The 24,019-nt window shown below is 74.3% G+C and carries 21 protein-coding genes, 1 tRNA gene and 1 other RNA gene; 14 read left to right on the forward strand and 9 right to left on the reverse strand.

Features of this window, described 5'->3' with window-relative positions; translation table 11 throughout:
* Nucleotides 1-65 precede the first annotated feature (65 nt).
* Nucleotides 66-1,025 carry a TetR/AcrR family transcriptional regulator C-terminal domain-containing protein gene (locus tag OG689_RS22305; protein ID WP_266322681.1) on the forward strand — a complete coding sequence of 320 codons (960 nt, stop codon included), beginning with the start codon at nucleotides 66-68 and terminating at the stop codon, nucleotides 1,023-1,025.
* Nucleotides 1,026-1,474: 449 nt separating this feature from the next.
* On the opposite strand, the gene OG689_RS22310 is transcribed toward OG689_RS22305, so the two are convergent.
* The gene (locus tag OG689_RS22310; protein WP_266322682.1) at nucleotides 1,475-1,825 is read right to left on the reverse strand and encodes a DoxX family protein; all 351 of its coding nucleotides are present in this window, start codon (nucleotides 1,823-1,825) and stop codon (nucleotides 1,475-1,477) included.
* A 95-nt stretch (nucleotides 1,826-1,920) separates the two neighbouring features.
* Between OG689_RS22310 and OG689_RS22315 the strand changes: the two genes are divergently transcribed.
* The gene (locus OG689_RS22315) at nucleotides 1,921-2,352 is read left to right on the forward strand and encodes a helix-turn-helix domain-containing protein (RefSeq protein ID WP_266322683.1); all 432 of its coding nucleotides are present in this window, start codon (nucleotides 1,921-1,923) and stop codon (nucleotides 2,350-2,352) included.
* Nucleotides 2,353-2,677: 325 nt separating this feature from the next.
* Here OG689_RS22315 and OG689_RS22320 read toward each other — a convergent pair whose 3' ends face one another.
* From OG689_RS22320 to OG689_RS22330, 3 genes are all read right to left on the reverse strand, one after another.
* Entirely contained in the window at nucleotides 2,678-3,100 is a 423-nt protein-coding gene (locus OG689_RS22320; RefSeq protein WP_266322684.1) for a PIN domain-containing protein, read from the reverse strand.
* On the reverse strand, nucleotides 3,097-3,375 hold the full coding sequence (locus OG689_RS22325; RefSeq protein WP_266322685.1) for a CopG family transcriptional regulator: 279 nt from the start codon (nucleotides 3,373-3,375) through the stop codon (nucleotides 3,097-3,099). The genes OG689_RS22320 and OG689_RS22325 overlap by 4 nt, the downstream gene beginning before the upstream one ends.
* A gap of 713 nt (nucleotides 3,376-4,088) precedes the next feature.
* Nucleotides 4,089-4,173, reverse strand: a tRNA-Ser gene (locus OG689_RS22330).
* Nucleotides 4,174-4,301: 128 nt separating this feature from the next.
* Between OG689_RS22330 and ffs the strand changes: the two genes are divergently transcribed.
* From ffs to OG689_RS22375, 9 genes are all read left to right on the forward strand, one after another.
* Nucleotides 4,302-4,398, forward strand: an RNA gene (gene ffs, locus OG689_RS22335) — signal recognition particle sRNA small type.
* 68 nt (nucleotides 4,399-4,466) lie between these two features.
* Nucleotides 4,467-6,755, forward strand: coding sequence for a DNA polymerase III subunit gamma and tau (locus tag OG689_RS22340; RefSeq protein WP_266322686.1), 2,289 nt, complete (start codon nucleotides 4,467-4,469; stop codon nucleotides 6,753-6,755).
* A 332-nt stretch (nucleotides 6,756-7,087) separates the two neighbouring features.
* Nucleotides 7,088-7,429, forward strand: a complete 342-nt coding sequence (locus OG689_RS22345; protein ID WP_266322687.1) for a YbaB/EbfC family nucleoid-associated protein — start codon at nucleotides 7,088-7,090, stop codon at nucleotides 7,427-7,429.
* Between the two features lie 403 nt (nucleotides 7,430-7,832).
* Nucleotides 7,833-8,432 carry a recombination mediator RecR gene (gene recR, locus OG689_RS22350; protein WP_073924685.1) on the forward strand — a complete coding sequence of 200 codons (600 nt, stop codon included), beginning with the start codon at nucleotides 7,833-7,835 and terminating at the stop codon, nucleotides 8,430-8,432.
* Nucleotides 8,425-9,078 carry a DUF5063 domain-containing protein gene (locus OG689_RS22355; RefSeq protein ID WP_073924684.1) on the forward strand — a complete coding sequence of 218 codons (654 nt, stop codon included), beginning with the start codon at nucleotides 8,425-8,427 and terminating at the stop codon, nucleotides 9,076-9,078. Before recR ends, OG689_RS22355 begins: the two co-directional genes overlap by 8 nt.
* A 404-nt stretch (nucleotides 9,079-9,482) precedes the next feature.
* Complete coding sequence (locus OG689_RS22360) at nucleotides 9,483-10,763, forward strand: aspartate kinase (RefSeq protein ID WP_073924683.1); 1,281 nt, start codon at nucleotides 9,483-9,485, stop codon at nucleotides 10,761-10,763.
* 341 nt (nucleotides 10,764-11,104) lie between these two features.
* A complete protein-coding gene (locus OG689_RS22365) occupies nucleotides 11,105-11,623 on the forward strand; it encodes a SigE family RNA polymerase sigma factor (protein WP_266322688.1) in 519 nt (172 codons plus the stop codon).
* Complete coding sequence (locus OG689_RS22370) at nucleotides 11,620-12,897, forward strand: hypothetical protein (RefSeq protein WP_266322689.1); 1,278 nt, start codon at nucleotides 11,620-11,622, stop codon at nucleotides 12,895-12,897. Before OG689_RS22365 ends, OG689_RS22370 begins: the two co-directional genes overlap by 4 nt.
* A gap of 172 nt (nucleotides 12,898-13,069) precedes the next feature.
* On the forward strand, nucleotides 13,070-13,855 hold the full coding sequence (locus OG689_RS22375; RefSeq protein ID WP_266322690.1) for an SURF1 family protein: 786 nt from the start codon (nucleotides 13,070-13,072) through the stop codon (nucleotides 13,853-13,855).
* A gap of 32 nt (nucleotides 13,856-13,887) precedes the next feature.
* Here OG689_RS22375 and OG689_RS22380 read toward each other — a convergent pair whose 3' ends face one another.
* The 4 genes from OG689_RS22380 to OG689_RS22395 form a co-directional block, all read right to left on the reverse strand.
* Nucleotides 13,888-14,544 (reverse strand): hypothetical protein, encoded by a 657-nt coding sequence (locus OG689_RS22380; protein WP_266322691.1) that lies wholly within the window; start codon nucleotides 14,542-14,544, stop codon nucleotides 13,888-13,890.
* Complete coding sequence (locus tag OG689_RS22385) at nucleotides 14,541-16,364, reverse strand: prolyl oligopeptidase family serine peptidase (protein WP_266322692.1); 1,824 nt, start codon at nucleotides 16,362-16,364, stop codon at nucleotides 14,541-14,543. The genes OG689_RS22380 and OG689_RS22385 overlap by 4 nt, the downstream gene beginning before the upstream one ends.
* 92 nt (nucleotides 16,365-16,456) lie before the next feature.
* Nucleotides 16,457-17,995: an MFS transporter gene (locus OG689_RS22390; protein ID WP_266322693.1), complete on the reverse strand. Its 1,539-nt coding sequence runs from the start codon at nucleotides 17,993-17,995 to the stop codon at nucleotides 16,457-16,459.
* Between the two features lie 156 nt (nucleotides 17,996-18,151).
* Nucleotides 18,152-18,514, reverse strand: a complete 363-nt coding sequence (locus OG689_RS22395; RefSeq protein ID WP_266322694.1) for a nuclear transport factor 2 family protein — start codon at nucleotides 18,512-18,514, stop codon at nucleotides 18,152-18,154.
* A gap of 137 nt (nucleotides 18,515-18,651) precedes the next feature.
* Between OG689_RS22395 and OG689_RS22400 the strand changes: the two genes are divergently transcribed.
* The 3 genes from OG689_RS22400 to OG689_RS22410 all read left to right on the forward strand — a co-directional run bounded on the left by OG689_RS22400 (nucleotide 18,652) and on the right by OG689_RS22410 (nucleotide 23,285).
* A complete protein-coding gene (locus tag OG689_RS22400) occupies nucleotides 18,652-21,429 on the forward strand; it encodes a helix-turn-helix transcriptional regulator (protein ID WP_266322695.1) in 2,778 nt (925 codons plus the stop codon).
* Nucleotides 21,430-21,535: 106 nt separating this feature from the next.
* On the forward strand, nucleotides 21,536-22,516 hold the full coding sequence (locus tag OG689_RS22405; RefSeq protein ID WP_266322696.1) for a DJ-1/PfpI family protein: 981 nt from the start codon (nucleotides 21,536-21,538) through the stop codon (nucleotides 22,514-22,516).
* A 130-nt stretch (nucleotides 22,517-22,646) separates the two neighbouring features.
* Nucleotides 22,647-23,285 carry a DJ-1/PfpI family protein gene (locus tag OG689_RS22410; RefSeq protein WP_266322697.1) on the forward strand — a complete coding sequence of 213 codons (639 nt, stop codon included), beginning with the start codon at nucleotides 22,647-22,649 and terminating at the stop codon, nucleotides 23,283-23,285.
* Nucleotides 23,286-23,358: 73 nt separating this feature from the next.
* On the opposite strand, the gene OG689_RS22415 is transcribed toward OG689_RS22410, so the two are convergent.
* A complete protein-coding gene (locus OG689_RS22415; protein ID WP_266327345.1) occupies nucleotides 23,359-23,940 on the reverse strand; it encodes a TIGR03086 family metal-binding protein in 582 nt (193 codons plus the stop codon).
* Nucleotides 23,941-24,019: the final 79 nt, after the last annotated feature.

Here is a 24,019-nt window from a genome sequence, read left to right on the forward strand (position 1 = left end):
TGCGAAGTTGAGGAAGGAATCCTAGTGCACTAGGCTTCATGTACTAGTACACCAAGGAGTGCCTCATGTCCGCAGAGCCGCCGTACGCCAAGATCGCCGGCGAGCTGCGGCACCGCATCGAGACCGGCGAGCTGCGGCCGGGTGACCGGGTGCCCTCCACGCGGGCGCTCACCCAGCGGTGGGGGGTCGCCATGGCCACGGCGACCAAGGCACTGGCCGTCCTGCGGCAGGAGGGCCTGGTCCGAGGGGTGCCTGGGGTGGGCACCGTGGTCTGCGCCGTCCCCCGCGCGCCGCGGGCGGCCGCAGCGGCGGCGGGCCAGCGGCAGGAGGGGCTCTCGGAGGAGTCGGCGGCGCGCCGGCGCCTGGTGCGGGCGGGGATCGCCATCGCCGACGCGGAGGGGGTGGCCGCGCTCACCATGCGGCGGTTGGCCGCAGAACTCGGCACCTCGGCGATGTCGCTGTATCGGCACGTGCAGAACCGGGACCAGCTCCTCGCGCTGATGGTCGACGCGGCCTACGCGCAGGCGCACCTGCCCACCCCGGCCCCGCCCGACTGGCGGTCCCGCCTCGAGCTCTCGGCCCGGGCCCAGTGGCGGCTCTACCAGGAACACCCCTGGCTGGCGGCCACGATGAACCTCGCCCGCCCGCTGCTCGCCCCGAACGGCATGCGCCATGTCGAATGGGCCCTGGCAGCGCTGGAGGGCCTCGGTCTCGACGCCGGCGCCCGGATGCACGCGGCGGTCTCGCTCTTCGGGTTCGTCCGGGGCTGCGCTGTCGACCTCGCGGCGGAGCAGGAGGCGGGTCGGGCCAGTGGTGTCACCGGCGATCAGTGGATGCAGGTCCAAGAGGCCCGGATGGCCGCGCTGCTGTCGGACGGCACCTTCCCGGCCTTCACCGCCACCCGCGCCGACCCCGGCCTGGACCTGTCCGCCGAGTCCCTGTTCACCTTCGGCCTCGACCGCCACCTCGACGGTTTGGCGGCCCTGATCGCGGCTGTGGGACCAGGAGCTGCGGGAATCTCGTAGTGCCGTCCGCTGCGGCGCGGTATGCGGCCGCGCCGTCCGGGATGTCGCGGACGTGGTGGGCGAAGTGGCCCCCCGCGCGGCGGCGACGGAACGACGAAGGCCCGGACCGCTGGTGCGGTCCGGGCCTTCAATCAGGCGGAGGATACGAGATTCGAACTCGTGAGGGGTTGCCCCCAACACGCTTTCCAATTCTCACGAACTCCGTCCGCCGGGGTTCGCACCCGTTCTGACCTGGAGCGGAGCGGGTGGCCCGTCGGCGACTGAACTTGGTTGGATGGGGGTGAACGAGACCAGAACTGAGACCACGGCGCCAGCGTTCGGGCGGCCGGTTCTGGGCCTGTCACCACTGGCCTACCGTCACGCCACGACGCACCGGAGCTGATGGCGGCCGGTGACCACTGGCCGAGCACCGGACAGCCGTGTCGGACCGGCCCGGCGCTCTCGGCGGATCAGAGGGTGGCGGCGCGCAGTGCGATCAGGGCGATGGAGGCCATGGTGAGGACCACCGCGGGAGGCGCGCCCTTGCGGTCGCCGACTCGTAGGTGGGAGGCGACCGCCCCGGCGAAGTAGAGCGTCAGGCCAATCGCGGCGGCGATTCCGACAGGTCCCCACCAGAGTCCGGCGAGCACACCGGCTGCGCCCGCGACCTGAGTGCCGATCAGGAAAGCCATCATGCTTTGCGGCACTCCGAGGGTGGACATCTGCTCGGTGATGTGTCGCGTCCGCAGGGACTTGGCCCCGGCCGATATCAGGAGAACGGCCGACATGAACACAGTGACGACGGCAAGGGAGACGAACACGGCTGAAACCTCAATCGTGCGAGATGCGAGCAAGGGATGTGCGCACCTCGATGACGATAGGCGGCCGATAGGTACCTCCAGGTAACCTTTGGGGCATGAGCCTGCGACCCGGAATCGCCTTCCTCGCCGACTGCCCCGCTCTCCTGGCCATGGAGATCATCGCCAGCAAGTGGTCCATGGTCACGCTCTTCGCGCTGACCGACGGCCCGTTGCGCCACGGCGAGCTGGTCGAGCTGAGCGGTGGCATCTCGCGCAAGGTACTGACTCAGACGCTGCGCCGACTCCAGGCCAACGGGCTCGTCGAGCGGCACGCGTATGCCGAGGCGCCGCCGCGGGTGGAATACGGCCTGACCGATCTAGGGCGAACCCTGGAGGAGCCCATCAGGTTGCTCACCGCCTGGGCGCGGGAGAACGGCGAGGCGGTCGTCACCTTCCGGGAAGCGGCCAACGCGGCCAGAACCCCCGAGGCGGGCCAGGCGACCCTGGTGAAGACCCCTCCTGCTGATGAGAACCTGAACCGTTTTTGATCAACATGTGCCGCAGGGGCTTGCGGCGAGCTCGTTCGGTCCGGCCGGGTCGGTTCCTGTCACGACAACGCAGCGGCGGCAGCCATTTCGTCCAGGCCGGGCCTGCCGGCCCGTTCCAGCAGACGACGAAGGCCGGAGGATACGAGATTCGAACTCGTGAGGGGTTGCCCCCAACACGCTTTCCAACTGTCCGTCCGGCCGTGCAGGGATGGTCACAGGCATCCTGACCTGCGGCGGAGCGGCCCGCCCGCCGGGCTTTGGAGGGTCCTGGGCGGGGGTGAATGCAACCAGAACTGCAACCATGCTGCCGCCGGGCCGGTCCGGTTCAGACCTTGCTGACGACGATGGTGTCCGGGAGCAGTTTCTCCAGGTCGTCGACGTCGGAGGTGAAGACGGTGACCTGTCCTTTCTGGCGCATGGCGACAACGGCGAGCATCGCGTCGATGGCGTACTTGTGACCGTGCAGGTTCGTTGCGGCCAGCAGTCTGCGGGCTTGCCTGGCCTCGTCCTTGCCCAGGTCGGCCACGCTGACACGAGAGAGGACCCAGTCCCAGCGCTGCTCGGTGGTCCTGCCGTCGTATGCCTCGACGAGAGTCATGGGAGAGGTGACCACGTCGGCCTCGCCACGCGCCGCGAGTTCGAGGCGGGCGATCATCATCCGATCACCGCGAACGGCCAGGGAGAGGGCTTCGCAGTCGAGCACGAAGACACGCACCGGCGTGGCCTCGCTGCCGTGCTTCCTCGTCACGCGGCCTCTCCGGTGCGCTTGCTCCGGGCAGCGCGGCGGCGTTCGTGCTCGGCATCGAGGTCGTCCAGCTCGGCGTAGGCCGTTGAGCGCTCAGTCTCAGTGACGGGTCCGTGCTCCTCTTCGAGCCAGTGGACGAGCTCTCGGAGCTTGTCCCGGTCGCGCTTGGAACGCAGCGCGTCGGTGACGTAGGCGGAGATGCCCCGTTCGTCGGCTTCCGCGCGGATCTCCTCAAGGAGATCCTCCGGGATCGTCACGGTCACTTTCTTCGATGCCATACAAGTGACCATACTTGCCATATATAGCACCCGCAAGCAAGGCGCGCCTTGTGCGGCGTGCGGCGGTGAGCGCAGTCCATGACCCGGTCGACTGTGATGAGCCACGCCGCGTCCTCCTCGGCGCTGGCCCCGAGCACGCTCTCCCCGTCCACGGACATGGCGACGAACTCCGGCCGGCCCGGCTCGGGGCCCAGAGCCCCGGCGGGGTCGGCCTGCTCCGGCAGCCTCGCCCTCGTCCGGTGGGGGCGCCCACAGCAGCCGGAACCCTGGCCGGCGACGCTGATCAGGAACTCGCCGTTCGTGTCGATGACCCCATGCTCGACCGCAAGTCCGTGCCACCGCCGGTTCGGCTCCGCCACCAGGTCGGGATGGTCGCCCGGTGCAGTGACCGGGGGTTCCGCGCTCCCGACGATCATCGGCCGCCAGGCGGCCCCACCGGCCTCGCCTCATGGACGCGACCATGCCCGACCGCCTCCAGCCCCGCGCGATGCGGCAACTCGGTCAGCGCGCTCTCCCCGCCCGTCGGCATTCTCCCTCATGATCGCGGGGGTCGAGTGCGACTCCTCCACCTGGCGTGGCAGACCACCAGGCTGCAAAAAGGAGCGAAATGTGCTCAATGCCCTATGTAAACGCAACCAAAACTGCAACCACGGAACGATGAAGGCCCCGACCGCAGTGCGGTCGGGGCCTTCATCTGCCCTGGCGGGCGGGTGCGGAGGATACGAGATTCGAACTCGTGAGGGGTTGCCCCCAACACGCTTTCCAAGCGTGCGCCCTAGGCCACTAGGCGAATCCTCCGTGGGAGAGCTTAGTACATGTTTGGGGGTGCTCGCGACCAGCTATCCGCAGGTGGTCGTGGGCGGGGACCTGCGGATCGGAAGGTGGGGTGGGCGGTAGGAGGTGGGGCCGGGATCCGCTACTCTGGGGGCAGCCCCTCGTGTGGCGTTATCTCTCTGAACCCCCCCAGGGCCGGAAGGCAGCAAGGGTAAGAGGGCTCTGGCGGGTGCACGGGGGGTCTTTGCGTTCCCGGGGGCGGGGCCGGGGGTCGAGGGGCGCCGCGTTTGTCCGTGCGTCCCGATATCGTCGGTGGTGTGTCCCTAGCCCTGTACCGCCGCTATCGCCCCGAGACTTTCGCCGAGGTCATCGGGCAGGAGCACGTGACCGCTCCGCTCCAGCAGGCCCTGCGCAACAACAGGGTCAACCACGCCTACCTCTTCAGCGGCCCGCGTGGCTGCGGCAAGACGACCAGTGCGCGCATCCTGGCGCGCTGCCTGAACTGCGAGCAGGGGCCGACGCCGACACCGTGCGGGGTCTGCCAGTCCTGTACGGACCTGGCGACCGGCGGCCCCGGGTCGATCGACGTGATCGAGATCGACGCGGCCTCGCACGGTGGTGTGGACGATGCGCGTGACCTGCGTGAGCGGGCCTTCTTCGCGCCGGTGCACAGCCGGTACAAGATCTTCATCCTGGACGAGGCGCACATGGTGACCTCGGCCGGCTTCAACGCGCTGCTGAAGGTGGTGGAGGAGCCGCCGGAGCACCTCAAGTTCATCTTCGCGACCACGGAGCCGGAGAAGGTGATCGGGACGATCCGCTCCCGCACCCACCACTACCCGTTCCGGCTGGTGCCGCCGGGCACGCTGCGGGACTACCTGGCGCAGGTGTGCGGGCGCGAGGGCATCCAGGTCGAGGACTCGGTGTTCCCGCTGGTCGTGCGCTCGGGCGCCGGTTCCGTCCGGGACTCGATGTCGGTGATGGACCAGCTGCTGGCGGGCGCGGACGAGGCCGGCGTCACGTACACCATGGCCACCTCGCTGCTCGGGTACACCGACTCGGCGCTGCTCGACGAGGTGGTGGACGCCTTCGCCGTCCAGGACGGCGCGACGGTGTTCCAGGTCATCGACCGGGTGGTCGAGGGCGGGCACGACCCCCGGCGGTTCGTGACGGACCTGCTGGAGCGGCTGCGGGACCTGGTGATCCTCGCCACCGTGCCGGACGCGGGGGAGAAGGGCCTGATCGACGCCCCGGCCGACCGCGTCGCGGTCATGCAGGCGCAGGCGGACTCCTTCGGGGCGGCCGAGCTGAGCCGGGCCGCCGACATCGTCAACACCGGCCTGACCGAGATGCGGGGTAACGCCGCGCCCCGGCTGCAGCTGGAGCTGATCTGCGCCCGGGTGATGCTGCCCGGGGCGTACAGCGACGAGCTGTCGCTGCAGGCGCGCCTCGACAAGCTGGAGCGGCGGGCGGCCGCCGGCGGCTTCGCGGCCCAGGCCCCGGCAGGCTTCGGGGCAGGGGCAGGGGCAGGGGCAGGGGTCGCGGCGATGCCGGCGGCCGCCCCGGCCGTCGCCCCGCAGGCTCCCGCACCCGCGCAGCTCCAGGCGCCCGCGCCGGCGCCGGTACCGGCTGCCTACCCGCCGGTCGCGTCCGCGCCGGTCGCCCCGGCGGCTCCCGAGCCCGCGGCAGCGGGGGCGCCCGCCCCGGGGGCCTGGCCGATCCCGCGCAGTTTCCCGCCGGCCGGCGGGGCGCCCGCACCGGTGGCCGCGCAGCCGCAGCCGTCGGCGCCGGCTCCCGTCGCTCCTGCTCCGGTGGCCGCGGCGGCGCCGGTCGTGGCACCGCCCGGTGGCGGCCAGCCGACGCCCGCGGCGGCGCAGGGTGCGGCGCAGATCCGGCAGATGTGGCCGCAGATCCTGGAGGCGGTGAAGAATCGCCGCCGCTTCACCTGGATCCTGCTCAGCCAGAACGGGCAGGTCGCGGGCTTCGACGGCAGCGTGTTGCAGGTCTCCTTCATCAACGCGGGCGCCCGGGACAGCTTCGTCGGCAGCAACAGCGACGATGTGCTGAAGCAGGCGCTGGCCGACGCGCTGGGCGTGGACTGGCGGATCGAGTGCATCGTCGACCCGTCGGGCGGCGGCGCGCCGCCGCCCGCCTCCGGTGGTGGCGGCGGCGGGTGGGGCGGTGGTGCCCATGCGGCCTCGACCGCTCCCGGAGCGCTGCCGCAGACACCGGCCGCGTTCACGCCGATGGCGACGCCGGCCGCCGCGCCGCCGGCGCCGTCCAGGACGGTCCAGGACGCGCCGCCGGTCCAGCCGGCTCCTTCGGCGCAGGGCCAGCAGGGCCAGCAGGGCTGGCCGGGCCAGGCTTCCGCGCAGTCGCAGTCGCAGTCGCAGTCGCAGTCGCAGGGGCAGGCGCAGGCGCAGGGGCGGTCGTCGGGTGTCGGCCAGCCGGCCGGTCCGCAGGGCGGTCCGGGGGAGGGGCCGGAGGACGACATGTCCGAGAACGACGGCCCGGCCCCGCAGGCGGAGGCGTTCTCCGGCCAGGAGCTGATCATCCGCGAGCTGGGCGCGACCATCCTGGAGGAGATCCACCACACGGGAGGGTGAGACGCGGGCGCCGACCCAGGCCCGCCGCCGCCCGGATCACCCGCCGGACGCGGACCCGGCACCCGCCCGGCGGCGGCCCAGGACTCGCCCAGCACCTGCCCGGCGGCGTCCCGGCACTCGCCCGGCACCGATCCACCACCCGCCCGGCACCCCCGGCACAGGCCGGGGGCGGGCCGCGGCGGTTCCGCGCCGGGTAGGCCCGCGCTGTTCACCCGCAGCACGTAGGCTCGCCTGTGACGTACGCCGGCGTACGGGGGTCCGGGTACGGAGCTTCCGTGCCGGCGGCGTGATCCAGTGCGTACCCGACGTCCGTACCAAGGCAGGAGTGAGCCGTGTTCCCCGGTGGTGGCCAGCCCAATATGCAGCAGCTGCTGAAGCAGGCGCAGAAGATGCAGGAGGAGCTCGCCCGGGCCCAGCAGGAGCTGGCCGAGGCGAAGGTGAGCGGTTCGGCGGGCGGTGGCCTGGTCGAGGCGACGGTGACCGGGGCCGGTGAGCTGGTGGCGCTGACCATCGCGCCCGCCGCCGTGGACCCGGACGACACCGAGACCCTGGCGGACCTGATCCTGGCGGCCGTCCGGGACGCCAACCAGGCCGCGCAGAAGATCCAGGCCGAGCGGATGGGCCCGCTGACCCAGGGCCTGGGCGGCGGCGGCATCCCCGGTCTGCCGTTCTGACCACCCGGCTCACGTCCGGGTACCCCGGTCCAGGCCCGGCACGCCCGTCCACGCCCGGACCGGTCGGTCCACGCCCGGACCGGGTCGGTTCACGTTCGGTCGGGATCGGTCCATTCCGGCCGGTCCGGAGGCATCCGTTCGAACAGCGGGTGACCGTGGCGACGGCATTGTGTGATTTGTGAGGGAGTCGGGCGTCGGACGGTGTGTCCGGCGCCCGATTCGTTGGATGATGGCACCGGACCGTCGGCACCCGCCGCGGGACGGCCCGACCGGCCGGAGGCATGGCCGGCGCCGTCCCCGTCAGGTCGGGCAGGCCGGTAGGACGGCGGAGCACCCGGGCGACCGGTACCGCGAGCAGGGCCGGGCGACCGGACCGCAGGCAGGCACGAGGGAAGGCACGACGTTGTACGAGGGCGTGGTTCAGGACCTGATCGACGAGCTGGGCAGGCTGCCCGGCGTCGGGCCCAAGAGCGCGCAGCGGATCGCCTTCCACATCCTGCAGGCCGACCCGACGGACGTCCGCCGACTGGCGCACTCGCTGCTGGAGGTCAAGGACAAGGTCCGGTTCTGCGCGGTCTGCGGCAATGTCGCGGAGTCCGAGCGCTGCCGGGTCTGCCTGGACCCGCGGCGCGATCTCGCGGTGATCTGCGTGGTCGAGGAGTCCAAGGACGTGGTGGCGATCGAGCGCACCCGGGAGTTCCGCGGCCGCTACCACGTGCTGGGCGGCGCGATCAGCCCGATCGAGGGCGTCGGCCCGGACGACCTGCGGATCCGGGAGCTGCTGGCGCGGCTCGCGGACGGCACGGTCACCGAGCTGATCCTGGCCACCGACCCCAACCTGGAGGGGGAGGCGACCGCCACCTACCTGGCCCGGCTGTGCAAGCCGATGGGCCTGAGGGTGACCCGGCTGGCGAGCGGACTGCCCGTCGGCGGGGACTTGGAGTACGCGGACGAGGTCACCCTCGGCCGGGCCTTCGAAGGGAGACGACTGCTCGATGTCTGACCAGACGCACGGTACCCACACGCACGCCCACGGTTCGGAGCCGGACGACTTCGCGGTGCAGATCGCGGACTCGGTGGAGAGCTTCGTCCTCGCGGTCACCGAGGTGGCCAAGGGCGACGAGCCCGGCAGCGCGGTCTCGCTGCTGCTGCTGGAGGTGTCGCAGCTGCTGCTGGCGGGCGGCCGGCTCGGCGCGATCGAGGACGTCGTGCCGGACGACCGGTTCGAGCCCGACGCGGGCCCGGAGCCGGACGGCGTGGAGCTGCGCGAGCGGCTGGCCGAGCTGCTGGCGCCGATCGACGTCTACCACGAGGTCTTCGACCCGTACGAGCCGCCGACCAGGCCGAACGCCTTCCGGATCTCGGACGATCTGGCCGGCGTGGTCAGCGAGCTGCAGCACGGGCTGACCCACTACCGCGAGGGCCGGGTCAGCGAGGCGCTCTGGTGGTGGCAGTTCTCGTACCTCTCCAACTGGGGTTCGACCTGTTCGGCGGTGCTGCGCGCGCTGCAGTCGCTGATCGCGCACGTCCGGCTGGACAGCCCGCTGGGCGCGGCCGAGGACGGCGCGGACACGGACGACGACGGGTTGACGGACGAGCAGCTGGAGCAGCAGGCCGGCGACCTGATGGCGGCGGAACTCGGCCTGTAGGGCGGCGGCGCCGGTCGGGCTGCGCCCGGGCGGTGGCGGCCGGCCAGGGCTCCGGGGCGCGTCGGTGGCGGCCGGAGCCGGCCTGTGGAGGGACTGTGACGCAGGCCTCGGAAAATCTTTTCGGCGTGGGCCGGTCGAAGAATTCCGGGGCCCGCCCCTCGCCGCCCGGCGATTCTCCGGGCCCGCACCGGCCGGTCCGCAGACCTGCCCGTCGGAGTGTCGGACGGCTGACCATCAGGTGAAACAGGCGTCTCATCATATGGAAAGCGGCTGGCGGGCCCGCCCCGCTCGGTAGACTGGCGCGGACCGCAGAACCCCGGCACACACCGGGGGTCCGGCGGCCGGCAGGCGCCACCCGCGGCTGACCCGGTCACCGGAGAACCGACACAAGTCGAGGAGCGCACGTGGGCCTTGTCGTGCAGAAGTACGGCGGCTCATCCGTTGCGGATGCCGAGGGCATCAAGCGCGTGGCCCGTCGAATCGTCGACACCAAGAAGGACGGCCATGAGGTCGTCGTCGTGGTGTCCGCGATGGGCGACACGACGGACGAGCTCATCGAACTCGCGGAGCAGGTGTCACCCATCCCTGCCGGCCGCGAGTTCGACATGCTGCTGACCGCTGGAGAGCGGATCTCCATGGCGCTGCTGGCCATGGCGATCAAATCGCTGGGTCACGAGGCCCAGTCGTTCACGGGCAGTCAGGCCGGGGTCATCACCGACTCGGTCCACAACAAGGCGCGCATCATCGACGTGACGCCCGGCCGGATCCGCACCGCCCTCGACGAGGGCAACATCGCGATCGTGGCGGGCTTCCAGGGTGTCTCGCTGTCCAGCAAGGACATCACCACCCTGGGCCGCGGCGGCTCGGACACCACCGCCGTCGCCCTGGCGGCGGCGCTGAAGGCCGAGGTCTGCGAGATCTACACCGACGTGGACGGCGTGTTCAGCGCCGACCCGCGGGTGGTCAAGAAGGCCCGCAAGATCGACTGGATCGCGTACGAGGACATGCTGGAACTGGCGTCCTCCGGTTCCAAGGTGCTGCTGGACCGGTGCGTCGAGTACGCGCGCCGCTACAACATCCCGATTCACGTACGCTCGTCCTTCTCCGGGCTTCCGGGGACCATTGTCAGCAGCACCAACCCGACCAAGCCCGAAGGGGGCGAGATGGAGCAGGCCATCATCTCCGGGGTCGCCCACGACACGTCCGAGGCCAAGGTCACGGTCGTCGGCGTGCCGGACAAGCCGGGCGAGGCGGCCCGCATCTTCCGCGCCATCGCGGACGCCGAGGTCAACATCGACATGGTGGTGCAGAACGTCTCGGCGGCCGCCACCGGTCTGACCGACATCTCCTTCACCCTGCCGAAGGCCGAGGGCCAGAAGGCCATCGACGCGCTCGGCCGGGTCAAGGAGGGCATCGGCTACGAGTCGCTGCGCTACGACGACGCGATCGGCAAGATCTCCCTGGTCGGCGCCGGTATGCGCTCCAACCCGGGGGTCACCGCGACCTTCTTCGAGGCGCTCTCCGAGGCGGGCGTCAACATCGAGCTGATCTCCACCTCGGAGATCCGGATCTCGGTCGTCACCCGCGCCGACGACGTCAACGAGGCCGTCCGCGCCGTCCACTCCGCCTTCGGCCTGGACAGCGACACGGACGAAGCAGTGGTCTACGGCGGCACCGGCCGCTGAACCCCGGGGTCGGTCCCGCCGCCCGGTGCGGCGGGTCCCGGCCCTGGTCCGGCCGGGCTCCCGGCCCGACGCCGCCCGCTTCGGACCGCTCCGCGCGGCCGGGCCGACCGGTACCGCCGGACCTCTTCTGAGACAAACTGTCAGAATCCCCCTCCCACCCCTGGAGGGGGATTCGGCCTATGCGGGAGAATGTGCCGCAAGCTGGGCAACCATGACAGGGGATCGAGTGTCCAACGGGCGTGGCGAACATGGTCGGGGTAGGGGTCGGTGTCGGGGCGATGAACGTCGCGACGCTGTCCCCGCGCGCCCTGCGGCCGGTGGATAGGTCGGTAGAAGGCACGATGACGGCGGTCGCAGCCGGCACGGCGGGTACCAGCGAAGACCTGCTCACCGAGACCTATCAGGCCCACTACCGCTCCCTGTTGCGGCTGGCGGCGCTGCTCCTCGACGACCTCTCCAGCTGTGAGGACGTCGTCCAGGAGGCGTTCATCCGGGTGCACGCGGCCCGCCGGCGGGTCCGCGAGCCGGAGAAGACCCTCGCCTACCTGCGGCAGACGGTGGTGAACCTCTCCAGGTCCACGCTGCGCCGGCGCATCCTCGGCCTGCGGCTGCTCCCCAAGCCGATGCCTGACATGGCCAGTGCAGAAGAAGGCGCCTACGATGCGCTGGAGCGCGACCAACTGAAGGCCGCGCTGGGGGGATTGCAACGTCGTCAGCGGGAGGTGCTGGTGCTGCGCTACTTCGTGGACATGACGGAGGCGCAGGTCGCCGACACCCTGGGCATCTCGCTCGGCTCGGTGAAGGCGTACGGGTCACGGGGGCTCGCCGCGCTGCGGGTGCAGATGGAGGCCGGGCAATGACCGACGACCACCGGCCGGCCGGGCAGCCGGCCTGCCCGCCCGGCGAGCCCGGTCGGCGCCGGCCCGGCACCCCCGGCGGCCCGGGCCGCTTCGAAAGCACCGGCCGCACCGGCGGCGTGGAGCACCTGGACGACCTCGACGTCACCGGTGACCTCGCCGGCCCCGGCGGGCAGCTGTCGGCCGAGGAGCGGCTCGTCCGGGACCTGATGCGGCGCTCCGTCGCCGGGCTCCAACCGGACGGCACCGCGCTGGCCCGGATCCGCAGCGGGGTGCCCCGCCGCCGGGCCGTGCGCAGGGGCGTCTGGACGGGCGCCGCCGCCGTGGTGCTGGCCGCCGCCGTCGCGCTGCCCGCCCTGCACTACCCCGAGGGCCTCGGACTGTCCGGCCCGGCCGCGGTCGGCACCGCGGACGTCACCGGCACCGTTCCCTCGCCCGCCCGGACGACGGGCGCGACCTCGGCCGGGCGGCCGACCGGCCCCTACAGCTGGGGCGGCGCCGGCGGGACGGCCGGGAGCTGGCCCGGGTCCCCGAGCACGTCGAGCGCCGCCGGCGCCGGCGGCACGGCGACCGGCGCCGTCTCCGCCGGGCCGGGATCGGGGATGGCGCCGCTGCCGGAGTGCGAGCGGGCCGACCTGGGCCCGGGCACCGCGCAGGTCGGTGCGCCCGACGCGGCGGGGGCGGTCTACGGCTCCTTCACGGTGGCCAACACCTCGGGACGCAGCTGCGTACTGAGCGGGCCCGGCACCCTGCTGGTGAGCGCCGTGACCGGGTTCGACCCGGCGCTGGTGAAGGTCCTGGACCACCTGGCGGGCGACGCCGCGACGGCCCTGCCGGACCCGGTGGGGATCGCCGCCGCCGGACCGCCCGTACTGGCTCCGAAGACCGCCTACCGGGTGCAGTTCGGCTGGGTGCCGGGTGGCTCCTGTCCGCGGACCGGCGCGCCGCCGGCCGTCCCCGCCGGGGGCGCCCAGGAACAGGCCTCACCGGCGCCGAGGACGGCCGCGGATGCCGCCTCGGCCGCGCCGACACCGGGCGTGGTGGCGGCGCCGTCCCCCTCCCCGACCGCCGGTGGCACCAGCGCGCCCAGTCCGACCGCGAGCCCCACCGCCGCGCCGACCGCCCCCAGCACGAGCATCACGCTGGCGTACACCCCGGCGCCCGCCGGTGCCGGCACCGTCACCGCCGTCATCGCCGGAGCCTGTTCCGGCACGGTCTACCGCACGGCTCCGCAACCCGCCCCGCCCGCTCCCTCGGGCCCCTCCGCCTCCGGCTGACCCTCCGGCTGGCCCAGCGGCGGGCCGGGTCCGACCCGGACCCATGAGCGTGGGCGAGCTGTCGGGGACCCGGGTGGGCCGGGCCAGGGAGGCACCGGGCGGCCCGCCGCGGTGCGGGCAGGGCGCACCCCAGCGGTCCGCCGACCCGGGGGCACTGGTTACCGTGGGGGGTGTGTACCGGTTCCTCCTGACTCCGCGCTGGCTGAGCAGCACCGTCCTCGCCCTGGTGGCCGTGGCGGTCTGCCTCTGGCTGGGCTCCTGGCAGCTCGGCCGGTTCGAGGACCGGGTCTCCACCCACCGGGACACCACCGCCACCATGGCCGCCGCCGCGGCCGGATCCGTCGAACCGCTCGGCGGCGTGCTCACCGAGGCCGTCCCGCAGGTCGGCACCGACACCGTGGGCCGGAGCGTCAGCGCCACCGGCAGCTTCGACCCGGAGCACCAACTGCTGGTGCCCGACCGCGTGCTGGACGGCCGGCAGGGCTACTACGTGCTCACCCCGCTGCGCACCGCCGACGGCCGTACCGTCGCCGTCGTCCGGGGCTGGGCCCCCGGTGCGCCCGCCGCCGCGCCCGCGCCGCCGGCCGGCGAGGTGACCGTCACCGGGCGGTTGCAGGCCGGCGAGAGCAGCGGCAGCAACGGCGCGGTCGCGGGCGGCCTGCCGCCCGGTCAGCTCGGCACGATCAGCCGGGCCACCCTGCTCAACATGCTCCCGTACGACGGCTGGTACGACGGCTGGGTGGCCGCCGACACCGTGCCGGCCGGCCTGACCGCGGTGCCGACCGTGCAGCCGCAGGGCGGCGACGGGCTGAGCCTGCGGGCGTTCCAGAACCTCGGCTACACGCTGGAGTGGTTCGTCTTCGGCGGCTTCGTGGTCTTCATGTGGTTCCGCCTGGTGCGCCGGGAGGCGGAGGCCGAGCAGGACCGGGCCCTGGGACTGGACCCGGTCCTGGAGTGACGCCGGGCGCCCGGACCGGCCGGGCGGCTTGACTAGCGGGACGGCTTGACCGAGGGCACCGAGGGCGGCAGCGCCGGCTTCGCCGACGGGCTCGGGACGCCGGCGCCGCGGCCGGCCGAGGGCGACGGCGAGGGGGACGCCGAGGGCGACCGGGACGGGTACGGCGAGCTCGTCGGGTACGTGTCGCTGCAGTTGTTGTTGCCCGAGGAGCTGTCGTCGTCATCGTGGTCGGTGTGGTGACGCACCTTGCGCTTGCTCTTGGAGCTCTTCGAACTGCTGCTCTTCGAGCTCTTCGAACTCTTCGCGAGGAAGCTCACCGCGGTGCCGCCCGCCGCCGCGCTCCCGGACGCGACCGCCGGGTCCGACCCCGCCGCGTCCGCCCCGGCCACGTCCGACCCCGCCACCTCCGACCCCGCCGCGTCCGCGCCGGTCAGCCGGGTGCCGAAGACGGCCGGAAGCACCGTGCCGGCGCCGTCGTACGCCGCCTTGGTGGCCGTCGGGGCGGCCGCCGTCCTGGCGGCCGAGGGCGTGGCCGACGGTACGGCCGACGGTACGGCCGACGAGGTGGCCGCGGGCGTGAAGACCTGCCGGGTGTCCGGGCAGGCCTGCGCGTCCTCGCTGGAGCAGCCGGTCAGGGCCAGTGCCGCGACGGCTATCACCACGGCCGCCGGCCCGGTGCGGTTTCTCATCGGATCTCCCCCATGTCCAGGTGCCGCAGCGCGAAGGCGATCTCCAGCCGCAACTGCCTGATCCGCTCGTCGACCACGAGCGAACCGTGGCCGGCATCGTAGCGGTACACCTCGTGCGGCCGGCCCAGCTGCTCCAGCCGCTCGACGTAGTTCTCGATCTGCCGGATCGGGCAGCGCGGGTCGTTCACCCCGGCGCTGATGTACACCGGCACCCGGACCCGCTCCACGTACGTCAGCGGCGAGGACGCCGTCCAGCGCTCCGGCACCTCCTCCGGCGTCCCGCCGAAGAGGGTGCGGTCCAGCGACTTGAGTGCCTCCATCTCGTCGTCGTACGCGGTGAGGTAGTCCGCGACGGGGACGGCGGCCAGGCCCAGCGACCAGTCCTCCGGCTGCACGCCGAGCCCGAGCAGGGTCAGGTAGCCGCCCCAGGAGCCGCCGGAGAGCACCAGCCGCGCCGGGTCGGCCAGCCCGCTCGCCACCGCCCATGCGCGGACGGCGCCGATGTCCTCCAGCTCGATCAGCCCGACCCGCTCGCGCAGCGCGTCCGTCCAGGCCTGCCCGTAACCGGTGGAGCCCCGGTAGTTGACCCGGACGACCGCGAAGCCGTGGTCCAGCCAGGCGGCGGGGCCGGCGGCGAAGGAGTCGCTGTCGTGGTGCGTCGGGCCGCCGTGGATCTCGAAGACGGTGGGGTACGGGCCTTCGCCGGCCGGGCGCTGCACCAGCGCGTGCACCCGGCCGCCGGGCCCGTCCACCCAGACGTCCTCGACCGGCACCGACCCGGGCGGTACCTCGCCCGGCGCCCGCAGCACCACTGCGCCCGAGGTCGAGCGGACGGCCGCGGGCTCGGCGGCGGAGGACCAGAGGAACTCCACCGTGCCGTCCGGGCGGGCGGTGGCGCCGCCGACCGTGCCGCGCGGGGTGGCCAGCCTGGTCAGCAGCCCCTTCTCCAGGTCGTACGAGAACAGCTCGCTGCGGGCCTCGAACTCGTGCTCCACCAGCAGAGCCCGGGCGCCCGGCCGCCACTGGGCGGAGACGTCGCCGGGCAGCTCGCGCCCGTCCTCGTCGTGCAGCACCAGCTCGGTCTCGGCGCCGGTCAGGACGTCCCAGAGCATCGGCTCCCAGCGGCCGCGGCGCTGGTGGGCCATCAGCATCCGGGAGTCGCCCTCGGCCGGGGCGAAGCCGAGGCAGGCCACCCCGCGCGGCTCGGCGCGACCGGTCACCTCGTCCAGTTCGGCGACCGTCGCGCCGTCGGCCAGCCGGATCACCCTGAGCGCGGAGTGCATCGCGTCGCCGTGCTCGGTGTGGTCGACGGCGAGCAGCGCGCTGTCGTAGGACAGGTCGCCGATGCCGCCGTACTCCTCGTGCCGGTAGACCTCCTCCGGCTCCACCGAGCCGGCCCGGCGCAGATGCAGGGTGGTGCCGTCCTCGTCGGTGGAGCGGCCGACCACCACGGTCCCGTCCCGGCCCAGCACCAGGCCGGCCGACCAGGAGGCGGCGAGGCCGGGGACGGCCGGCTCGTCCGGTCCGCCGGCGAACGGCTGGCGGCGCCAGACGCCGAACTCGTCGCCGTCGCTGTCGTCGAACCACCAGATCCACTCGCCGTCCGGGGACAGTTCGGCGTCGGTGGTGCCGTTCGGCCGGTCGGTCACCCGGCGGTGGACGCCGGTGGCGCGGTCCCAGGCGTACACCTCGTACGTGCCGGTCGCGTTCGACACGTAGAGGGACCGGTCGGGGGCGTCCTCCGCCCAGTCCGGCAGGGAGACCCGCGCCGCCCTGAACCGCTGCTCCCAGACCGGCACCGCGCTCTTCTCGTCACTCATCCGCCCATCCAACCCGATGGGCGGGGGAGATCGGAACGCCGGCGGCCCCGGCAGTGGCTGCCGGGACCGCCGGGCGGGGAGTGTCGTGCCGGTCAGGCGCCCCGGGCCGGGGCCGGAACGGCGGGGGCCGGGCCGGTCCGGGGCAGCAGCTGGACCAAGGCCGCCAGCACCAGCTCCAGCACCGCCAGCGCGGCCACGCTCCGCTCGAAACCCTGCGGGAACCCGTCGGCGCCGTAGAAGACGATGCCGATCAGCGCGATCCCGAGCGCCCCGCCGACCTGCTGGACGGTGGCCAGCACCCCGGCGGCCGAGCCGACCAGTTCGGGGGCGACCCTGGTCAGCACCGTGGTGGTCACCGGGGCGATCACCATGCCCATCCCGAGGCCGTCCAGGAACAGGCCCGGCGCGAGCCACCAGACGCTGCCCGTGGTCCCCACCTCGTACGCGGCCAGGCCGATCAGCCCCAGACCGGCGGTCATCAGCAGCGCGCCCACCGCCACCACCTGGCGGCCCAGCCGGGCTGCCAGCCGGTGCGCGGTGATCGAGGTCAGCAGGTAGCCGAGGCCGATCGCGGTGAACACCAGGCCGGCGCCGAGGGCGTCCAGGCCGCGGCCCTGCTGCAGGTAGAGGGCGAGCACCAGGAAGAAGGAGGCCTGGCCGAGCCAGAAGGCCAGTTGGGCGAGGATCCCGGCGGTGAAGGCGCGCTCGCGGAACAGTCGGGTGTCCACCAGCGGGGAGGCGCTGTGCCGGTGCTGGTGCACGCCGAAGGCGGCCAGCAGAACGGCCGATCCGCCCAGGCAGAGCCAGGTCCAGAGCGGCCAGCCCTGCTCCCGGCCCTGGATCAGGGGCAGCACCAGGGTGGTGAGGGCGAGGGTGGCCAGGACGACGCCGACCGGGTCCAGCCCGGGGCGCTGCGGCGCGCGGGACTCGGGCAGGCAGCGGCGCACCAGCACCAGGGCGGCCAGGCCGACCGGCAGGTTGATCAGGAAGCAGGCCCGCCAGTCCAGGCCGAACAGGTCCGCCCGGATCAGCAGGCCGCCGATCAGCTGTCCGAACACCGCGCCGACTCCGAGCGTCAGCCCGTACATCGCGAACGCCCTGGCCAGCGCGGGCCCGCTGAACGCCGTCCGCAGGATGGCCAGCACCTGCGGGCCCGTCAGGGCGGCGGCCAGCCCCTGCAGCACCCTGGCGCCGACCAGCGCGCCCGCCGTCGGGGCCAGCCCGCAGCCGGCGGAGGCGAGGGTGAACAGCGCCAGCCCGAGGGCGAACACCCGGCGGCGCCCGTAGCGGTCGCCCAGCCGCCCGGCCGTGACCAGCCCGGCGGCCAGGGCCAGTCCGAATCCGGCGATCACCCACTGCACGGCGGCCGGCCCGGCGCGCAGATCGACCTGGAGGGAGGTGACGGCGACGTTGACGATGAAGAAGTCGAGCGCGGTCATGAAGGTCGCGGCCAGGACGACCGGGAGCAGGCCCCGGGCGGGGCGTCCGGGTCCCGGTCCGGGTCCCGGTCCGGGTCCCGGTACGGATTTCGGTGCTGATTTCGGTCTGGGTGCCGGCCCGGGGTTCGGGCCGGGTGCCGGGGCCGGGGTGGGCCGGCGTGCCGGCCGGTTGCTGCGCAGGCTGCTGTTCATCGCGGGACTCTCCTCGGTGCCGGGCTCCGGCGAGCCCGGGGCGGGCCGGGCCGGGTCGGTCCTGGCGGGGCGGGGGGTGCGAAATGGTGCGGAGTGGTGCCGGTGGGTGCGGGGCGGTGCGCCGCCGGGGACGCGTGGGGCGCCCCCGGCGGGGCATCACGCGGTGGGGACGCGGTCCAGAAAGCCGAGCACCGACGCGATCCGGCCCTCGGTGTCCGCCACCAGGACGTCGAAGCCGACGATCAGCGCATCCGCCCCGGCCGGCCCCAGGTCCCAGGTGAACCGGGCCAGGTTGTGGTGCGCGTCCACCGTGCCGAGGGTGAAGACCAGCCCCGGGAACTGCGCCCGGGCCGCGCCGATCGCCGCCGAGATCGCGTCCGGGCCGGTGACGGCCATCAGCGGGTCGGTGTAGTCGCCGTCCTCGCTCCACAGCTCGCCCACCAGCTTGCGCCGGGCGTCGGCGTCGGCCTCGTTCCAGGTGGCGATGTAGCGCTCGGCCAGCTGCTGGAGATCCGTCATGGTCCTGCTCCTTCGTGCTCGGTCGCGGGCCGTTCCCGCTGGTCGAAAAGGTACGGAGATCGCCGGCCGGCCGAATCGGTCACGCATCGGTAATCGCGGCCGGGACTACCGGCGTTGAGGTGGGTAGGGTCGGGGGCATGCTGTACGGGAGGGGTGCGGAGCAGGCCGCCATCGGCCGCCTGCTGGACGAGGCGCGGGGCGGCCGCAGCGGGGTGCTGGTGCTGCGCGGCGAGCCGGGCATCGGCAAGACGGCACTGCTGGAGCACGCCGCGTCGGCCGCCGGTCCGGGATTCCGGGTGATCCGGGCGACCGGCGTCGAGTACGAGGCGGAACTCCCCTTCGCCGGGCTCACGTTGCTGCTCGCACCCGGGCTGGACCGGCTGCCCGCCCTGCCCGGGCCGCAACGCCGGTCGCTGGAGGGCGCCTTCGGACTCGCCGAGGAGTCCGGGCCGGCCGGCGGCCGGCTGCTCATCGGCCTGGCCACCCTCGGACTGTTGGCCGAACTCGCTGCCGAGAAACCGCTGTTGTGCCTGGTGGACGACGCCCAGTGGCTGGACGGCTCGTCCGCCGAGGCGCTGCTGCTGGCCGCCCGCCGGCTGCAGGCGGAGGGCATCGTGCTGCTGCTGGCCGCCCGCGACGACGAGGGCGCGTTCCCGGCGGCCGGCCTGCCGGAGCTGCGGCTGGCCGGGCTGGACGAGGCGGCCGCCGCCGAACTGCTCTCCGCAGCAGCCGAATCCGGGGCGCCGACCGCCTTCGCCGACGCTCCCGCCCACGGCGTCGGCACCGTACCGCCGGTCGTCCGGCGCCGGGTGCTGGCCGAGGCCCGGGGCAACCCGCTGGCCCTGACCGAGCTGCCCGCGGCGCTGGCCGCCGAACCGGCCGGCAGCACCGGCTCCGGCGGCCTGCCGCTCACCAGCCGGCTCCAACTCGCCTTCCACGGCAGGGTCAGCAAACTCCCCGCCGCCACCCAGACGCTGCTGCTGGTCGCCGCCGCCGAAGAGGCCGGTGACCTGGCCGCCGTCCTGCGCGCCGGCGCCGCGCTCGGGGCCGGCCCCGACGCGCTCGCCCCCGCCGAGCGGGCCGGCCTGGTCCGGATCACCGGCCCGGAGGACGCCGCCGTGCTGGCCTTCCGGCATCCACTGGTCAGGGCGGCGATCCTGCACCGCGCGCCGCTGCGGCAGCGGTCGGCCGCGCACCGGGCCCTGGGCGAGGCCCTGGCGGACGGCGACCGCCGTACCTGGCACCTGGCGCTGGCCGCCACCGCACCCGACGCGGCCCTCGCGGACGCCCTGGAGCGGACCGCCGAACGGGCCGAGGCCCGTGGTGGGCACGGCGCCGCCTCCGCCGCGTACGAGCGGGCGGCCCGGCTCACCCCCGACCGCGACGGCGCCACCCGGCGGCTGGTGCTGGCCGCCGAAGCCGCCACCGAGGAAGGGCGGTTGGAGCATGCCGAGGCGTTGGCGGAGCGGGCCGGCGCCCGCACCGACGACCCCTTCGCGCACGCGATGATCGCGCACGTCCGGGCCACAGCCCAGTTCTGGCGCGGCGACCACCCGGCCGCGTACCGCCTGCTGCTGGACGCCTGCACCCCCGGCATCGAGGTCTCGCACGCCGCCCGGATGCTCTTCCAGGCCTTCCACGCGGCCTGGTACGTCGGCGAGGAGCCGGTGGGCGCCGTCCTCGACCGCCTCGCGGCCCTGCGGCTGCCGGCCGGGGAGCCGGCCGCGCCGCTCGTCCACCACCTGCTGGCCGGCACCCTCCCGCTGCTCGGCCGGGACGCGCCGCCCCTGCCGTCCGCCCGCGAGACGGCCGCCGCGGCTCGCCGGGCCGGCGCCGTCCCCAGTGATCTGGTCCAGCTCTGCGGCGCCACGCTGATCCTCGGCCGGGACGCCGAGACCCATGAACTCGCCGCCGAACTCGCTACCGAGGCCCGCGCCAAGGGCGCCGTCGGCATGCTGCCCACCGTGCAGTTCTTCCTTGCCGAGGCCGAACTCTTCCACGGCCGCCACCGGGACGCCGAGGTCACCGCGACGGAGGCGCTCGCCCTCGCCGAGGACACCGGCCAGCGCCAGTGGGTCAGCCAGCTCGGCTCACTGCTGGCCTACCTGGCGGCGCTGCGGGGGGACGCCGACAGCTGCGCCGCCCTGGTCCGCCGGGCCCTCGCCGGAGCCGGTCCGGGCGGCGCGCCGCCCGCCGGCGAGCCGTGGGCGCAGTGGGCCCTCGCCCTGCTCGACCTGGGCCATGGCCGGGCCGCCGACGCCGCCGACCGGCTCCGGCCGCTGACCACCGGACGCCACCGCCACCACGTCGGCGCCACCCGGGCCGTCCCCGACCTGGTCGAGGCCGCCGTCCGGCTGGGCGCCCCGGAGCGGGCCGCCGAACCCTACGAGCGCTTCGCCCGCTGGGCCGCCGCCACCGGGCAGCCCTGGGCGCACGCGCTGCGGCTGCGCTGCCAGGCCCTGCTCGGCCCGGACGAGCTCGCCGAGTCCGGCTACCTGGCCGCCCTGGAGCTGCACCGTGACTCCGGCCGCCCCTTCGAGCAGGCCCGGACCGCGCTGCTCTACGGTGAGTGGCTGCGCCGCGAGCGCCGCCGGACCGACGCCCGTCCGCACCTGCGCGCCGCGCTCGAAGCCTTCGAACTGCTCGGCGCGCACCCATGGGCGGAGCGCGCCCGGACCGAGCTGACCGCCACCGGCACGGCCGCCCCAGCCGGACCCACCGGGCCGGCCGGCGGGCCGCTCGCGGTGCTGACCCCGCAGGAGCTCCAGATCGTCCGCCTCGCCGCGCAGGGCCGCTCCAACCGCGACATCGCCGCCCAGCTGTTCCTCAGCCCGCGGACGGTCGGCCACCACCTGTACAAGGCCTATCCGAAGCTCGGCGTCGCCTCCCGCGGCGAACTCGCCGGACTGCTCTGAGAGTTCCGGTCGGCCCCGCGGCCCGGGGAGTGCCCCGGCGCCGATGGCAGGAATGGTGGGAAGGACGTCATTGCTGCCGTCCCCGGCCGCTGCCAGGCTGGGGCGCATGACGACCCGCGACGTGCTGATCGTCCTCTTCGAGGGCGTGCAGAGCCTCGATGTGACCGGCCCGCTGGAGGTGTTCGCGGGCGCCGGTGCCGCCGCCGGGCCGGGGTCGGGCTACCGGGTGCGGACGGCGGGGCCGGCCGGCCTGCCGGTCCGGACCAGCAGCGGGCTGTGCCTGCTGCCCGACCTGGACCTGGACCTGGACCTGGACCTCGCCCCCGGCCCGGACGAGCCGCCGCACACCCTGCTGGTGCCCGGCGGTCACGGCACCGCCGACCCCGATCCGGCGCTGGTGCGGCGGATCGCCGAACTGGCTGCGGGGGCCGAGCGGGTGGTGTCGGTCTGCACCGGCGCCTTCCTGCTCGCGGAGGCCGGCCTGCTGGCCGGGCGCCGGGCGACCACCCACTGGGCGTACTGCGACGCGCTGGCCCGGCGGTACCCGGACACCCGGGTCGATCCCGAGCCGATCTACGTTCGGGACGGGCGGATCGCCAGTTCGGCCGGGGTGACCGCCGGCATCGACCTGGCGCTGGCCCTGGTCGAGGAGGACCACGGCCGGGACGCGGCGCTGCTGGTCGCCCGCCACCTGGTGATGTTCCTGCGCCGGCCCGGCGGGCAGGCGCAGTTCAGCGTGCAGCTGGCCGCGCAGGTCGCGGAGCGGAGCCCGCTGCGCGAGGTCCAGCGCTGGATCGCCGAGCACCCCGGCGACGACCTCTCGGTGGACGCGCTGGCCGCCCGCGCCGCGCTGTCGCCGCGCCAGTTCGCCCGGGTCTTCAAGGCCGAGGTAGGCGTCGGCCCGGGCCGGTACGTGGACGGTGTCCGGCTGGAGGCCGCCCGGCGCCGGCTGGAGGACAGCGCGAGCGGGATCGAGGAGATCGCCCGGGCCTGCGGCTACGGCACCGCCGAGGGGATGCGGCGCGCCTTCGTCCGGATGCTGGCGGTGTCCCCGGCGGAGTACCGCCGGCGGTTCAGGCCCGCCTGACCGGGGCCTGACCGCGCACGCCCACCCCCCCCGGGCACCGCCCGCCCGTACCGCACGCAGCACCTCGCCCCCCCGGCGCCCGGGCGCGCCGTATCCACCCACCGACCCGCCATCACCGAGGGAGACCCCGATGCAGATCGCCGTCCTGCTCCACGACCGTTTCACCGCGCTCGACGCCGTCGGCCCGTACGAGGTCCTCGGCCGGATCCCCGGGGTCGAGGTGGTCTTCGCCGCCGCCCGGCCGGGGCCGGTCCGCACCGACCAGGGCACGCTGGCGCTGACCGCCGACGCCGCGCTGTCGGAGGTGACCTCGCCGGACGTCCTGCTCGTCCCGGGCGGCCCGGGCACCGCCGACGTCCTGGCGGACCGGCCCACGCTCGACTGGATCCGCCAGGTCGACGCCGGGACCACCTGGACCACCTCGGTCTGCTCGGGCTCGCTGCTGCTGGGCGCGGCCGGACTGCTCACCGGCCGCCGGGCCACCTCGCACTGGGCCGCCCTGGAGCACCTCCCGGCCTTCGGGGCCGTCCCCACCCCCGAGCGGGTCGTCGTGGACGGCAAGTACGCCACGGCCGCCGGGGTTTCGGCCGGCATCGACCTCGCCCTGGAACTCGCCGGCCGGATCGCGGGCGAGGAGACCGCCCGCGCGATCCAGCTGGTGGTGGAGTACGACCCCCGGCCGCCGTACGAGGCCTGGTCCGTCGCCACCGCGCCCGCCGGGTTGGTGGCGGCGCTGCGGGCGAGCGACCTGGCGGTCGGCGCGCACTGACACCTGGGCCGGACGGCCGGTCCCGGTCGGGGCAGGGCGGGTCGGGGCAGGGCGGGTCGGGGCGGGAGCGGGGCTAGCCGGCCCAGGCCGGGTTCCGGCCCGAGCGGGCCAGCGCCCGGTCCATCGCGGGCGCCGTGCCGGGCACCTCCACCGGCTCCGCGAAGCCCCCGTACTTCAGGTACAGCTCGGCGTTCTCCTCGACCACCGCGAGCACCGCCTCGGCGGTCCCCGGCGAGCACCGGAACTCCTGGCCGGTCGCCCGGGCGACGTCCCAGCCGTGCAGGACCAGCTCCGCCAGCAGCAGGGCGGCGAGCGCCGGGGCCGGCGTGCTGCCGCCGCCGCTCTCGATCTCGCCCTCCCAGACCGCCGGGTCGGCCCAGGCGGCCACGGCCCGGTCGAGCTGTTCGGCGTAGGCGTCGGCCCAGCCGTCCTCGGCGGTGAAGTCGCGGGTCAGCAACTCGTCCGGGATCGGCTCGCGGCGGGCCCGGTGCTCCAGGCCGTGCGAGGAGTACAGCACCCAGTGGTTGACCAGGGTGCGGGTGTCGTAGTCGGTGCAGGGCGTGGCGCCGGGGAGCTGCCCGGGGGTGATGCCGCGGGCCACCCGAGCGGCTTCGGCGGCGGCTTCGGCCAGCGCCCGGTGCAACTGCTCGTCCATCGCCCCTCCGGGAGCCGCCGCCGGCCCGGCCTGCTCAATTTTCTGGTTCATGGGGCGACCGTAGGCACCCCGTCGGGGC

Source organism: Kitasatospora sp. NBC_00240 (assembly GCF_026342405.1).
Lineage (GTDB): Bacteria > Actinomycetota > Actinomycetes > Streptomycetales > Streptomycetaceae > Kitasatospora.

Coding starts and splice junctions, on each gene's coding strand:
- OG689_RS22305 (WP_266322681.1), top strand. CDS start 66: ATGTCCGCAGAGCCGCCGTACGCCAAGATCGCCGGCGAGCTGCGGCAC.
- OG689_RS22315 (WP_266322683.1), top strand. CDS start 1,921: ATGAGCCTGCGACCCGGAATCGCCTTCCTCGCCGACTGCCCCGCTCTC.
- OG689_RS22325 (WP_266322685.1), bottom strand. CDS start 3,375: ATGGCATCGAAGAAAGTGACCGTGACGATCCCGGAGGATCTCCTTGAG.
- OG689_RS22355 (WP_073924684.1), top strand. CDS start 8,425: ATGTCTGACCAGACGCACGGTACCCACACGCACGCCCACGGTTCGGAG.
- OG689_RS22365 (WP_266322688.1), top strand. CDS start 11,105: ATGACGGCGGTCGCAGCCGGCACGGCGGGTACCAGCGAAGACCTGCTC.
- OG689_RS22370 (WP_266322689.1), top strand. CDS start 11,620: ATGACCGACGACCACCGGCCGGCCGGGCAGCCGGCCTGCCCGCCCGGC.
- OG689_RS22380 (WP_266322691.1), bottom strand. CDS start 14,544: ATGAGAAACCGCACCGGGCCGGCGGCCGTGGTGATAGCCGTCGCGGCA.
- OG689_RS22385 (WP_266322692.1), bottom strand. CDS start 16,364: ATGAGTGACGAGAAGAGCGCGGTGCCGGTCTGGGAGCAGCGGTTCAGG.
- OG689_RS22390 (WP_266322693.1), bottom strand. CDS start 17,995: ATGAACAGCAGCCTGCGCAGCAACCGGCCGGCACGCCGGCCCACCCCG.
- OG689_RS22395 (WP_266322694.1), bottom strand. CDS start 18,514: ATGACGGATCTCCAGCAGCTGGCCGAGCGCTACATCGCCACCTGGAAC.
- OG689_RS22400 (WP_266322695.1), top strand. CDS start 18,652: ATGCTGTACGGGAGGGGTGCGGAGCAGGCCGCCATCGGCCGCCTGCTG.
- OG689_RS22405 (WP_266322696.1), top strand. CDS start 21,536: ATGACGACCCGCGACGTGCTGATCGTCCTCTTCGAGGGCGTGCAGAGC.
- OG689_RS22410 (WP_266322697.1), top strand. CDS start 22,647: ATGCAGATCGCCGTCCTGCTCCACGACCGTTTCACCGCGCTCGACGCC.
- OG689_RS22415 (WP_266327345.1), bottom strand. CDS start 23,940: ATGGACGAGCAGTTGCACCGGGCGCTGGCCGAAGCCGCCGCCGAAGCC.